Source organism: Fibrella arboris (assembly GCF_041321095.1).
Taxonomy (GTDB): Bacteria; Bacteroidota; Bacteroidia; order Cytophagales; family Spirosomataceae; genus Fibrella; species Fibrella arboris.
Genome location: NZ_JBGGWE010000002.1, coordinates 170,495 through 183,888, shown reverse-complemented (window position 1 = coordinate 183,888; position 13,394 = coordinate 170,495). Strand labels below are relative to the sequence as shown.

Genomic DNA, 13,394 nt, shown 5'->3' with positions numbered 1-13,394 from the left:
TTGTAAAATGGGAAAACCTACCGGATTTTTAGAATTTACCCGTGAATTACCCAAAAAGCGCGACGTAACTACGCGGGTACACGACTATAAGGAGATTGAGCAGCCATTTTCGGAAGCAGATAGCCAGAAACAGGCTGCCCGCTGTATGGACTGTGGAACGCCATTCTGCCATAGCGGCTGTCCACTGGGGAACATCATCCCTGAGTTCAATGATGCCGTTTACGAGCAAAACTGGGAGTATGCCTGGGAAATCCTGTCGTCGACAAACAACTTTCCGGAGTTTACCGGACGGATCTGTCCGGCCCCCTGCGAATCAGCGTGCGTACTGGGCATTAACAAACCCCCGGTTGCCATTGAGTTCGTTGAAAAGTCGATTGCTGAAGTAGCTTTTTCAAAAGGATACATAAAGCCATTGCCGCCCCTGAAACGTACAGGTAAGACAGTCGCTATTGTAGGGTCTGGACCAGCTGGCCTGGCCGCCGCCGCTCAACTGAACAAGGCTGGTCATACGGTTACGGTCTTCGAGCGGGCCGATCAGGCTGGTGGACTGCTCCGGTACGGTATTCCGGATTTCAAGCTGGAGAAGTGGACGATCGATCGTCGGCTGGCGGTGATGGAAGCGGAGGGAATCATATTCCAAACGGGTATTAACGTGGGCGTTGATCTGAAGGCCAAAGATTTACTGGCCGATTTTGATCTGGTGATGCTTACCGGGGGCTCAACCGTTCCCCGCGATCTGCCAATTGCTGGCCGTGAACTGAAGGGTGTTTATCCGGCCATGGAATTCCTGAGCCAACAGAACAAACGGGTCGCTGGCCGATCGGTTACGATAGATCACCGGGGGGTGCCCTACTACAATGGTGAGCTACTGGCCACTGGCAAAAACGTCGTGGTGATTGGTGGGGGCGATACCGGGTCTGACTGCGTAGGTACGTCTAACCGGCATGGAGCGGCCAGCGTGACACAGATTGAGCTGATGCCTATGCCGCCGAAAGAACGTGCAGACAGCACTCCCTGGCCCCATTGGCCGATGATGTTGCGTACGAGTACCAGCCATGAAGAAGGGTGTGACCGGCACTGGTCGATCAACACAAAGGCATTCATCGGGGATGAAGAGGGCAATCTCAAAGCGTTACGGCTTGTTGATCTGGAATGGAAAAACGAAAACGGCCGCATGCAAATGGTGGAAAAGCCGGGAACAGAACGTGATGTGCCTTGTGAACTAGCGTTGCTGGCCGCTGGCTTCCTGCACCCGCAACATGAAGGACTACTAACTGATCTGAACCTGGAACGCGACGAGCGGGGGAATGTAAAAACCCACAATTACCAGACGGTTTCGAACCCGAATGTATTTGCAGCGGGAGATATGCGTCGTGGGCAGTCGCTGGTTGTCTGGGCGATTTCGGAGGGTCGTGAAGCGGCGCGTGCCGCCGATAGCTACCTGATGGGGGAGAGCCTCCTGGAAGCCAAGGCGGTGTCTTTGCTGGCAACAACTTAACAGGCGGAAGGCATACACGAACAGCCCGGGCAGGATATTCCGCCCGGGCTGTTCGTGTATACGATAGTAGTGACCAACTCCATTAGCAATTACCAGAACAAGACCTTCCGGGCAGCCCATAAACAGCCTGGCCTGACAAACCTTGTACGATGCAGGATAAGGATATAACGACATCTCGGGCGTACTCGATCGGATTGGGGCTGATCATGAGCGCTTTGTGTTGTTGGCTGATCGTTGGCTGCCAATCTGGTGCTGACCGCGCAACTACCCGGTCAGACGGCATTCAGGCGGGTACGTACCTGCTGACCAGTGTGCAGCCGCTGGACAGTCAGCCTACATTGGACATCCTGTCTGATTCTACGTTGATGAGCTATGTGCGTTCACTGGCCTATAGCCTCTACCTCTTTGCTCCCGATGGCCGTTGCCACCGCATCCGGCAGGGGACGCTCGAGCAGGGTAGGTACGTTCAAACCGCACTCACCTTCGGTCTGGAAACGTATGACAGGATCATCCTTGGAAAACAATCGCTAACGCTGGTTGTCAGCCGGCAGGTTGGACAGGCGAAGGTGCCGCTGACATACAAACTCTATCGCTTGAACCTGGGTACCGATCAGCTTCGCTTTACTGCGTTGGCGGAGAACGTATTTACCCATCCAGTCCGGTCAGAAAGCGATGAAAAACTGCGGGACCGGGTGAAGAATAGCCTGTACTTCTATTCGCTCTTCTTCCGTACCATTTATACCAATCAGTTCAACCGATTTAAACCAGCGGCTATTAGCTTACCGATCAGGTATTATAGCGGGGGCATTCGTGTACCGGTTAAATTCGATTCGACGGCAAGCTGGACCGCCTTGTTTGCATCCGTCGACGATGCCCGCAAGGCCCATTCACTCTACAAAGAGGCGGCTAAAAAAGTGAAACGATACCCGGCAGGTGAATCAATGATCCATGAATATGGCCTGGTGCTCGCCGACATGGCTAACGCGCTGTAACCGATCTTGAACGGAGCTGCCTGGTAACCTCGTTGAGCCAGATGGCGCGGCCCATGCAGTTCCAGTGAGAATCGCCACGGGCATAAACCAGTTGCCGTTGTTGCCGGTAGGGCGAATAGACATCCACCACCGGTACGTTCAGGGTTGGTTGAGTTTGCACCCGCTCAATCAGGTGATTATACGGCGTTAAGGTTGGGTCGAGAATGGTGGCCTTATTGGGAATAATCGAGAGAAGAACCTGGTCGAACCCGGCCGCCTGGTAGCGCGCGGCTGCCCGATTGATCGTTTCAACCAGATCGGTCACCTCTGTGTCAGGCAAAGGAGCCGTACCGGCGTTAAGCCGTTTGGTCGAATCAGTATCGAGTGCAATGAACACGTGCTCCTTATTTTGCGAGAGCGATACGTTTGGGCTGACCCGGTCGAATACTGCCCACGTTAATGCGGCCTTCAACTCCCTGAACCATAAAAAGACAGCCTGGCTGAACAGAACCGTTTCCAGCCGTTCTTCGATACCTGCCGAGTGCACCAGATCAACGAGCTGTTTGCCAACAGGTACGCTGGCTGGTTGCAGACCGCTCATTCTATTGGTGTCGCTGACGATGACCAGATTATCGATAGGATTGGCAGTATGCTTCCTGGCGTGTTCGCGAAAATGCCGCTCAACCGATTCGATCAGCAACACATTTCTGGCAGATGGGTCTAGCTGAATCGTGTCTTTATACTCCCATTTCACCTGGCGCAAATAAGAAACCGGGAAATCCTGCTTGCTCAATCGTTCCGGCTCAGTAAAGCTATCCCCAATGATGTACAGATGCGTGCGCGAGGAATCAGGCGCGGCTACAGGCGACGGACAGTTGACCGCTGGTTCTTTAAATTGAGGAAGATTCGACAGACGGTACAAATCACCGAATCGGTACTCGTTGGCAATGATGTTTGTTTCGTACAGTAGATGCCTCACTGTCTGTGAGCAGCCGCCCAGCCAGAGTGTACAAACAACCAGTAGGGTAAAAATTTTAATCAGCTTCATTGAAGGCGGATAGTGAATAACTGTACGGCTTTTTGGATACTGCTGACAACATACAATTCATTCAATTGGGCGTCGTATTGCAGCGTGACCGGAAACAGACTGGGAATGGGTCGGTCACCAATGCGTTGGCCTGTCAAGGTGTAAAGCGTAGTAAAGTTACCTGATTTTACGGCAAGCACGTCTACACCGTTACCCAGCCGGTGGTATTGCAAATGGGTATCGGCGGGTCGAAGGTTTCGCAACTCGAACTGACGAACGCCCTGATCGTTCAGGATCGCTACGTCAGTATCCGTTGACCGAAGCAGGACGTACCCAGTCTGCTCAGTAGCGGGAAACAACCGGAATTGCCCACCGCGCAGTGGTCGATACAACTGCTTACGCCTGGCTACCTGCCCATTGGCGTCCAGCGAAAGTAATTCGCCGGATGTCGTAATGGTGGCAATCCTGTTTTCGGCCGGTAGCCACAGGGCTGGCCCGGCAAACCGGGTGCTATCCCCCTGCAGATCAAGCAATACCGGAAAATGGGGGGATTGAAGTAAACCGGCAGCCCCGCCCTGATCGGTCCAGCGATTGAGCCATCTAGTGGCTTGCAGGCCCAGAACAGCTGCCCCCTGCCCCTGATTGATCACCTGGAAGGGCAGTAAAAGCGGTGAATTATTTCGACTGGCAAAGAGCCGAATCAGTTTTTGCTGTCGTCGATCCAGTCCGTAAATGGAACCATCCTGATGCGCGATCAGGGCAACTACATCGGGTAACTGGCTACTGCCACTAAAACGGGTAATCAGCGAAGCGGCTAATCCAGGCGGCCGGGCAATTCGCTGAAGCTGTACCGTCCGGTTACCGAGATCAGCGACGTACAGCGAACGATCGGTCAGGAAGAGGTACTGAAGCCGCCCATTATTTCGCCAGTCGACCCCCACGACATTGCTACGAATGGGCCCATCGGTGGTATCCTGTACGATCTTATCCTTCGCAGTGGTCAATAAGACAAATTGCCGAGCCGAATTTTGGGCCCATATCTGCGCTGACGGCTCTGCCAGACGGCCGACAACCACTGGTGAGGCTATCAGGCTGGCATTGAAGGGAATACGCTTTCTAAGCAGCAGTTTATTCAGCACCGTTGTATCAGCCTGCCGGGTAGTTCGTCCCAGGATAACCGTCGACAACACATGATCCTGGCCGTAGGCTGCCTGGTAGGCCAGATTCTCCACCTGCCCGAAAGGAAGTGGCCCGAGCAGGGTTTGCCAGGCAGCAGGCCATTGCCGCGTGACCGAAAGACCCGATCGGTTCAATTGAGTAAACGTAGTCAGGTGGGCGGGACGGAGGGTTTGATCGAGCAGCTGACTCAATCGGGTATCGTTTGTCCACACCGCCTTGTTGGCCAGTTGCGTCAGGTACGTTTGCAAAGCGGCTTCTGAATTGCCCAGCACAACGTACCTGCCATGCTGGGTGATCCAGGTTTGCGAAAACCCGGTAAATAAACTCGACAGTAACGTGGCAGGGAGTTCACTAACTGATAAGGGTAATAACTGATGGCCCAGAAAAGCACGGGGAGCGCCTGATCGGCTTGCCCCTAACCGGTAGGCTATTTTTTGCAGGGCCTGACTGAGCGTACGCACATCGGTTGCTTCCAGCAGGACGATCTGGCTCGTTGCCTCGTTGGTCGCTTCAGAACGACACAGCAATAAATCACCAGCCAGGCTCGCATAAAAAGTGGGCAGGAGGTCGTCGAGCCGATCAATGCGTTCGATAAGCCCCTGATTATCGGTGGACCGAATCAAGCGTGATAAGGCCTGCCCGAAGCGGGGACTATCCGACAAGCCGACGTGGTAGAGTGTTGCCAGACGGGCGGGAATCAGGGTGCCACTCCGAATGCGATGTGGTGTTTGCCCAACGAACAGGTCAGCTATGGCCTGGCGGTTACCGACGGCATCAGACGCAAAGCCCAGCCAGTGCGTTGGTGAAGCCGACCGTCTGAACTGCAAAGTCATCGTCTCCGGCAAAAAAGCCCGTAACAATGATCCTGACGATGATTTAGCCGAAACAAGCTGATCCAGGGTCTCGGCCCGAACATAAAGCGTAGCCAGGTTATCGGGCGAATCGGGAAATGTAAGGCCGCCTGCAGGCACTGTGTGTTGAAGGTGCCGCGCTACATTCTCGGCCAATACGCCTGATGGGCTACCAATGAGGTAGTTATGATGGAGCAGAAAAAATCCATACGACTGATTGGTCAAATCGCGCAGGTTGTAGATGGTCTGCCCGTCATACTGCCGGCTCAGCACCCGAAAGCGATTGGGGTCAGGTTGTTGTAACTGATCAACCAATCGTTGGTTGTCGTTTACCGGTACATAAACGATAAAATCAAGCACGTCGCGAGTGACGGAGTGGAGCGAATAACGAATCGTTTTATGCTCCAGTAACCGGGCTGTACGGCCTGAGTCGAGGCCACTGGCGACAACGCGTTGCAGCCGTTTGATGGCGGCAGTGAAGAGTGGAAGCTGGCGAATGGATAATCCCTGTCGGGTACTGCCCGGGTGAGCAGAGAGACCGCTCTGGAATTCACGGCTTTCAAGGATGAGCAGCGCATCGTCGGGAACGTACCTGGCCACAGATTGCTGGGCACTGGCCCAATACTGATAACCAAACCAGCCAAGTAACGCCAGAACGGCGCTACCGAGGAGCCACCAGACGGGTCGTTTCATCGCGCGAATAAAATAAAAAAGGCGGCTGGCGTTAACCAGCCGCCTGTAAGTCAGTTATTTACCCCACATGGCGTTGGCCGTTTCGGGGAAGAACAATGTGAGTTCAGGTACGTCGGCCACCACCCGGTTGGCCCATTCAACCCCCTGCATGAGCGAGTGATCCTGATTACTTACCTCGTATTTCCAGGCACCAAATCGGCCCCGTGACTTGATGCCGAATGGCTCGAGAGCAGGCAGTACCGCTTTCAAGATACCGTCTCGCTCTACTGATGGAGTCGGATACCCGTAGTCAAATGCTTTGTGGAAGGTAGAAACGACATCATCCGCCGACTCGATCAACTGGTCTTCAAGCAAGGCCTTGATCGTGTCTTCGATCAGGGTTTCCCGGTTAACTGGCTTCGCCGATGACTCGCTGGTTTCGGTCATCAGCGACCAATACTGCTCGCCGTCGGGCGAATCCGCGTTGGGTACGTTATTAGGACTATAGTTGGAGAAGACCGTCACCCGATAATAAGGACTATTCGATTCCGGGAAGTACATCCAGCACATAGTTTCCAGGCTCTTCTTCGGTTTACCTTTCAGGCCAATGCCGACCACGTTGGTCGAGGAGTGCTTCAGTCCCTGTGCTGTTTCCACAATCTGTGGATCCAGTCCCTCCACTTTACGTGTAAAGATATCGAGGGGGACGGTGCTCAGCAGGTGATCATAGGTAATGGTTTCGCCACTAGCCAACACGATCTTTTTCTCTGGACCAACGACTTTGTCAACCGTAGCATTCAGTTTGATCTTATCGCGGCCAATCAGATCGCCTACCGCTTCCCAGATACCACCCGTTCCGCCATGTTTTGGGAACTGGAACGTACTGTTCGGTCCCCAGGAAAAATCGTCCTGGTCGTAAAGGATGTTTTTGGTTACGCGGCCGAGATCGGTCACTGCCACGCGTTCACCTACCCAAACGGCATTCATTTCTTCCGTTGGGTACGCCCATACTTTGAAATTGTAGGGAAACATGAATGTCTCTGCCAAACCCGGACCAAACGTTTGCAGGATCCATTCCCTGAAGTTTTTAGGCTTCTGGCTGGTTGGATTTTTATAGACATGAATAATCCCTTCCAGGCATTTCCACATCGTATCGGTCGTCAGATACTTGATGTTGTTCTGAAACGGGTAGGGAACAAAGCGGTTCTCGATCCAGACCCATGACTCACGCTGGTGTTTAAGCCAGCCATCTTCGCCCAGTGCTTTACGCATGAGCTCGTCGAAATAGCTGTAGTGCGAGAACTGCACATGGCCGCCCACATCCCAGGTGAATCCTTTGTCGTCGACGAAACTTTTTGATAAGCCTCCGATGCGATTTTCTTTTTCGAGGACGACAAAGTCTGTGACGCCCAGTTCGTTGAGTCGGTAAGCGGCGCCCAGACCGGTTGGTCCTGAACCGATTATTACGTATTTAGTGTGCATTTGTGAGAATAAATAAAACGAATCGTCAACGGAAAAGTCGTTGTGTTGACTTACTTATAGCAAAACAGATTCAGGTTTACGAAGTGCTGCTACTTTATCACTCAGTTCCAGACGGAACTGGGCCAGTTCTTTAAAACTTTGAAGGCAAACCTTTAGCAGCTTCCATTTCAAAATGGATACTGTGCCTGTCAGGCGTTCTTTATGCGTGATGGGAATATTGAACAGGTTATTACCGGCTTTTCGGGCCATCACCGCCAGAAAGATGTTCGGCGCGAAAGGAGTAGGGCTAGGCAGTTGAGCCAGGAGCCGCTTTAGAAAAGTACCTCTGATCAGCCGGAATGGAATGTTGCTGTCCTTGATATACGTACCGTAAATCAGGAAGATACTGAGCCGGAGAATCCGAGTGATGATCAGTCGGGCTGGGGCATCATACCGAACTTCGCGGCAGCCCAGAATAAAGGGCGAATCGAAGCGCTTGCTCCATAACTTCATGAAATCATCGGTCACAAACTGGTCATCGCTGTCGGTCTGAAAGACGTATTCTGAGTCAACCGCAACAGCCTGCCGGTACGCGTTGACAACCGCGTTGCCGTGCCCACCGTTGGACTGATGCACAACGATCAGTTTGGGGAAATTGGGTTTGATGCGATCCAGAATCGCACCGGTTTTATCTTTTGAGCCATCATTAACGACAATCAGCCGGGTGGACTCCGTTGGGAAGTGCTGGTCTAACAAGCCTGTCCACAAGTTTACAACGTCTTCAATACAGGCTTCCTCGTTGTAGGCCGGCATGACAATCGATAACAATACGCTCATGAAGTTTAGTTGGTCAATAGGAGCTGAATGATGGAGACAGCGTATTTAGTCTTTAACTGATTAACAAGGCAAAGATAGGTATTTGTTTGGCCCACCCGCCCTACTGGGACAGCGGGTTAGGGAGCGGACCGCCTTAATACGCAAATCGGTCTTTCAGCCGGTTGATTGGTTTCTCGATCAGGTACCACGAAATGGTGGCTATACCAACGGTAATTGCCAGGAAATAAAGGAACTGAAAGGCAAATGAAGCATCCAGCACCGGGAAAAAATGAACCAGCTTTCGCCATGTCCGCAGGGCAACGTGTGTTTGCTGGGTATGGTACGCATTATAAATAAAGTTGTGGTACAAATACAGCCCGTAGCTGATTTGCCCCAAGTACTGACTGACGGGGTGAATCAGCAGGGCCTTCATTGGGCCCTTGAAGCCCAGAATCGCTTTTCCGATGAGGAAAAAGCCGATGAACGATGCCGAGAGCCGTTCCCACACATGCGTGTACACATTGAAGGTGTGGTCGAGATCGGGATGGTTACTCGCGTAGTTTTTGGACAGCCAGACAACACCGCCAAAGGCGAGAATGCTTACCAGCAAACCAACCGGAGAACGAAACAGGGCTTCGAACTGGGACCGCCGATACAGCCATAACCAGGCCATGGCCAGGCCCAGCCCGAAGGCATCCAGGCAGGTTGGCATCGAAACGTACCCAATGAACCACGGATCGCCGTGTACCAGCAGGCCGTACCGGAGCACCACGCTACCAACCAGCATCAGCAACGCCGTGGGAATGACCCAGTGTCGCGGCAGGAGAAACAGGAGCATTGGCATGATCAGGTAGACCTGCTCTTCAACGGCCAATGACCACAGATGATCGACCGTACCCATCCAGGTGGCATAATGCGCGATATAAATATTACTGGCATAGAGTGCCAGCCACCCAATTGTCCGGCGGACGGGGGGCTCATTCAGCAGGTACAGGATAAACAGGGTTAAGTAATAGATCGGAAAAATGCGCAGGGTACGGCGGATGTAAAACGTTTTCAGATAGCCGCCGAGGTACCGGCGTTTCGGCAGAGGTAGTTTGTCTTTTCCTGATAAGAGAATCCGGGAGATCAGAAACCCGCTCAGCACAAAGAAAATCGTGACGCCCAGTGAGCCAAGCGGAAACGTAAATGCTGGTGGAAGCTGTTCGGCCGTCCAGTGGTCGAATAAGACAAGCGCCACAGCCAGAAAGCGTACGCCATCTAATTGGATCAGGTGGTTCAGCGCCGGGCGTGTAGTTGAGGTAATAGATGGTGTCATAGCGATAGCCGGGCTACCAGTTTTTTACTGGTCCGGTGGAAAGCTTGTGCGGGGCAACGGTCAGCAATTGAGTAGTTGGTCTGACCACACCGGCAGGCTGTTCAGCCGTGTACTGCACAACGAATAGTTTATACGTACCCACCTCAAGTTCATCGATTGGAATGCCGAGCTCGATCGGCGCGTCAGCGGTGTACAGGGGTAAGCGATTCACCAATACCCGCCAGTGCCGTCGGGGGGTGGGGAGGGCTCCATACAGGTACGTGCGTTTGGTTGAGCGAAGCAGCACATTCACGCCCAGGTCTGGATTGGCCAACGTTGGCAACATCGACGCTGGTTGCCCTGTAGTCCCTAACCGAACAACGTAGGCGTGGTCACGTTTAAACAAGGTGTCGATAGGGAAGAGGGGGGCTGAACTCTCCGTGAAAAAAGCGGGTAGGGCAGCGTCATAAAAAGCAGGCGAATTATCGATCAGCCGACGGGTCGTGGCGTCGATGGCCGACTCCGGGCGGTTACCTGTATACGTCCAGTTGTATTGCATGGTCAACAGCATCCGACGCAGGAAAATGCTCTCATGCGTGTTGAACCGGAAGGCGCTCCACCACAATAGACCGCTCACCAACAGCCCACATCCGGCCGCCCAAAAGGCCTTAGCGGACGAAACGGCCTGTTTACTGTAAGCAGCTGATAGCCAATAGGTATATGTCAGTGCTAACAGTGTTAAGGAATAGATTCTGTAGCGGCTGGTCAGGAGTGTATCCTGCCCATAGCCATACCGGCCCCAGACAACCACGATCGCGGTGCCAAGGATAAACGCCAACGCGCCCAAACCAAACGATTCGAGGGGCGTCCAGGCTATTTTTTTTCCAAGCCTGGTCAGCGAAGGGATCAGCACGGTGAGCCAAAAGACAAGCAGTGTGCCACCAAGCAGCATACTGAATAAATAGGGTTTGCTAATCGGTAAGGCTTCAGCAGCGGCGCCGATGAAGGCTAAACAGCCGCCTGCTAGTTCTGCTGCGCTACCTCTGGTTGGCGGGTGCGTTGTTGGCTGCACGTAATCCCCGAAATACACCGCGATGAGTAGGATGGCAGCAATCCCCCAGGGGATCAACGCTTGAAAGCGGCGTTGGGCAACCAGTAGGAAAAAACCGATTGGCCAGACCAGAAAACCATTGCCACTCACCAGCGTAGCAATGATAGCCAGCCCAATGGCCCAACCAATGCGAGACTGGTGTGAGAGCACCAACAGACAGGCTAATGACCAGCCGACGATCGAGAAATTCTGGATCGATGACAGGGCCCAGTACAGATTTTCCCATTGCGCCAGACTAATGATGAACAGGGCTACGGGCGGTAAAAACAACAGCCAGTGTTTGGTATACCGGCTGGTAAACCAACCGAACAAGGCAACCAGTGCCAGCAGACTCAGGTCACCATAGACCATTAACCTTTTGAAGCTCAGCTTGCCGAAGAAGGTGTAATCAGCCCAGGTAAGCAGCCGGTCATAGGCGATCCGGTGTTCATTATGTTGTTTGATCACCTGCCGAAACCACCCAAGCGGCGAGGTTTGCTGCTCGAGCGCCAGGAGAAATTCCTTAAGGGCATGATCATCCCATTTGGGTACGTTCACGGCTGCCTTTGACCAGGCCCAACCCACGACCAGGATGGGTAAAGCAGTAAAGACGAGCGCATACAGCCAGCTTAATCGCCACAAATAGCTATGCTGTTCGCTGGACTTGGAGGCGGCAGGTGGTACTGGCTGATGCGGCTGAGCAACTGACATAGCTGTCGATAAAGGACCTTTAATAACGGAAGGTCTGCCCTTTGAAGTCAAAGATAAGCACCCGGTTGCCGGTTTTTCCTTTTATCAGCCAAATCCGATCAGACTGCGTAGTGTCCATTCGCTGAAAATAGGTGGCCTCTTTAGGTAAATACAGGTTGGTCAGCTGCGCGTCTTTGATCGAGAATGGCCAGTATGTTTTTTCGATCTCATCGGCCGGACGCATACGCATGGCTGGATAGAGCACCGTATCGCCAACCGTGTACTGCTTACGAATCGATTCGGCAGCGGTCATGTACGGATTTTTGATACGGGGGGTACCGAACTGCGTGTATTTGGGGGCTCTATCGTCCAGAATTCGTTTGTCAAGCGCTAAAATGTAGTATCCCTGCACCAGCGCCACGGCCCCGAGCGTCCACTGCAGAAAACGGGGAGAACGCACCAGCTGATCCAGCATCATGCCGAGCAGGATGAGCGCATAGGGAAACGAGAAACTGGTATAGCGTTGCGTGATGCCGTAGGTATGATCGTTTTTGAAAGCCATCACCAACAGAAACAACGTTGGTGTGATCAACAGCATGATCAACAACACCGTGAATTGCCGTTGGTAGGATTGGGTATATTGCCGGATTGCCTGGTAGAGAACGTACCCAAATAACGGAACGGACGCCAGAACAAGCTGCTGGCCTGTTTTTATGGTAACCACCAAGAGCACGCTACCCAGCAGGGCAGGAACGAGGGCTGATACCCAACTGGGAACGAGTACTGCGCGACGATAGCGCCAGACAACGGCTAGCGCGATTAGCCCCACAAAAAGCCCGATCAGAGTGTTTCGCCTGCCCAGCGCGTCGATCGTTAAGCCGTTTGTCAACCAGAAAAGGTCGGCAAAAACGGGGAGCGCCATTTTCAGGATGTTGGGAATCGTACCCGGTAATATATACCCAAAGCCATTGCTGGTCGGGTTGGTATAGGCCAGATTCCGATAGAAATCAGCCTGATAGGCCATGGTCATGAAGATGTACTTACCCCCACCAAGGGTAAACCAGGGCGCCAGCAACACAAGGGTAGCGATCAGCCAGGTTGTCCCCAGCGCCAGGTACGTCTTGCTATCGCGGATGTACAGCAGGAGGTATACGCCATGCGCCACAAACACCATTGCGCCCAGGCTATGCCCCAAAATGGTCAGGGCGTAGGTAAGGCCATAGCTGATATATAAGCCCCAGGAATGTTTACCCTTGTTACGCTGCTCGATGATCAGCAGAAACAGGTACGTGGATAGCAGCGACACGAAGATGGTCATGCTGTAGCTGCGAGCTACGTGCGCGTAGGCAACAAAGAAAGGTTCGGTGGCGGCCAGCGCCGCGCTGAACAGGCCCACACGTTCAGAATTCGTGTACCGGAGGGCCAGCAGGTAGGTGAGTACCAGCACGCCCATGCTGAAGAGGACCGACAGGAACCGGGTTGAGTAATCACTGATGCCAAAAAGATCGATCCAGAGTGCGAGTAGTCCGGTATAAGCGGGACTATTGCTGATGTCGCTTCGGCTGATGGCTTCGTTGTAGTCCGCCCAGGTTTTGGGCTTCCAGAATTCGGCCGGGGTGAAGTACGTTTTGCCGGGGGTGAAAAAGACGTCTTTCTGATTCGACCCTTCCTGAACAACGCCCTGCGTACAGACCAGCGTAAATTTCTCATCCAGAAAAATGCCGTGCGCATCGAGTTGATAGATACGTAGCCCGAACGCAACCAGCAGTATCAGCGAAAGAAGGAGCAGGGTAAACCTGGAAGAGGTAGTGGAGCCGGGTTGGCGAAACGTCATGTGCAAAA

General features: G+C 53.1%; 9 protein-coding genes. 2 read left to right on the top strand and 7 right to left on the bottom strand.

Features of this window, described 5'->3' with window-relative positions:
- The first annotated feature begins 7 nt into the window (after positions 1-7).
- Together ACAW75_RS03305 and ACAW75_RS03300 are read left to right on the top strand one after the other, a co-directional pair.
- Entirely contained in the window at positions 8-1,498 is a 1,491-nt protein-coding gene (locus tag ACAW75_RS03305) for a glutamate synthase subunit beta (RefSeq protein WP_370727249.1), read from the top strand.
- A gap of 149 nt (positions 1,499-1,647) precedes the next feature.
- Positions 1,648-2,490: a hypothetical protein gene (locus tag ACAW75_RS03300; RefSeq protein ID WP_370727248.1), complete on the top strand. Its 843-nt coding sequence runs from the start codon at positions 1,648-1,650 to the stop codon at positions 2,488-2,490.
- Here ACAW75_RS03300 and ACAW75_RS03295 read toward each other — a convergent pair.
- The 7 genes from ACAW75_RS03295 to ACAW75_RS03265 all read right to left on the bottom strand — a co-directional run bounded on the left by ACAW75_RS03295 (position 2,477) and on the right by ACAW75_RS03265 (position 13,386).
- Entirely contained in the window at positions 2,477-3,517 is a 1,041-nt protein-coding gene (locus ACAW75_RS03295) for an alginate O-acetyltransferase AlgX-related protein (RefSeq protein WP_370727247.1), read from the bottom strand. The genes ACAW75_RS03300 and ACAW75_RS03295 overlap by 14 nt on opposite strands.
- Positions 3,514-6,219 carry a hypothetical protein gene (locus ACAW75_RS03290; protein ID WP_370727246.1) on the bottom strand — a complete coding sequence of 902 codons (2,706 nt, stop codon included), beginning with the start codon at positions 6,217-6,219 and terminating at the stop codon, positions 3,514-3,516. The genes ACAW75_RS03295 and ACAW75_RS03290 overlap by 4 nt, the downstream gene beginning before the upstream one ends.
- A gap of 54 nt (positions 6,220-6,273) precedes the next feature.
- Entirely contained in the window at positions 6,274-7,680 is a 1,407-nt protein-coding gene (locus tag ACAW75_RS03285) for a protoporphyrinogen/coproporphyrinogen oxidase (protein WP_370727245.1), read from the bottom strand.
- Between the two features lie 54 nt (positions 7,681-7,734).
- Positions 7,735-8,496 (bottom strand): glycosyltransferase family 2 protein, encoded by a 762-nt coding sequence (locus ACAW75_RS03280; RefSeq protein ID WP_370727244.1) that lies wholly within the window; start codon positions 8,494-8,496, stop codon positions 7,735-7,737.
- A gap of 133 nt (positions 8,497-8,629) precedes the next feature.
- Positions 8,630-9,793 carry an acyltransferase family protein gene (locus ACAW75_RS03275; RefSeq protein WP_370727243.1) on the bottom strand — a complete coding sequence of 388 codons (1,164 nt, stop codon included), beginning with the start codon at positions 9,791-9,793 and terminating at the stop codon, positions 8,630-8,632.
- Positions 9,794-9,806: 13 nt separating this feature from the next.
- Entirely contained in the window at positions 9,807-11,573 is a 1,767-nt protein-coding gene (locus tag ACAW75_RS03270; protein WP_370727242.1) for a hypothetical protein, read from the bottom strand.
- Positions 11,574-11,592: 19 nt separating this feature from the next.
- On the bottom strand, positions 11,593-13,386 hold the full coding sequence (locus tag ACAW75_RS03265; protein ID WP_370727241.1) for a glycosyltransferase family 39 protein: 1,794 nt from the start codon (positions 13,384-13,386) through the stop codon (positions 11,593-11,595).
- Positions 13,387-13,394: the final 8 nt, after the last annotated feature.

Excerpts from the sequence above, each read along its gene's own strand:
- ACAW75_RS03305 (WP_370727249.1), top strand. The coding sequence starts at position 8 with ATGGGAAAACCTACCGGATTTTTAGAATTTACCCGTGAATTACCCAAA.
- ACAW75_RS03300 (WP_370727248.1), top strand. The coding sequence starts at position 1,648 with ATGCAGGATAAGGATATAACGACATCTCGGGCGTACTCGATCGGATTG.
- ACAW75_RS03295 (WP_370727247.1), bottom strand. The coding sequence starts at position 3,517 with ATGAAGCTGATTAAAATTTTTACCCTACTGGTTGTTTGTACACTCTGG.
- ACAW75_RS03290 (WP_370727246.1), bottom strand. The coding sequence starts at position 6,219 with ATGAAACGACCCGTCTGGTGGCTCCTCGGTAGCGCCGTTCTGGCGTTA.
- ACAW75_RS03285 (WP_370727245.1), bottom strand. The coding sequence starts at position 7,680 with ATGCACACTAAATACGTAATAATCGGTTCAGGACCAACCGGTCTGGGC.
- ACAW75_RS03280 (WP_370727244.1), bottom strand. The coding sequence starts at position 8,496 with ATGAGCGTATTGTTATCGATTGTCATGCCGGCCTACAACGAGGAAGCC.
- ACAW75_RS03275 (WP_370727243.1), bottom strand. The coding sequence starts at position 9,793 with ATGACACCATCTATTACCTCAACTACACGCCCGGCGCTGAACCACCTG.
- ACAW75_RS03270 (WP_370727242.1), bottom strand. The coding sequence starts at position 11,573 with ATGTCAGTTGCTCAGCCGCATCAGCCAGTACCACCTGCCGCCTCCAAG.
- ACAW75_RS03265 (WP_370727241.1), bottom strand. The coding sequence starts at position 13,386 with ATGACGTTTCGCCAACCCGGCTCCACTACCTCTTCCAGGTTTACCCTG.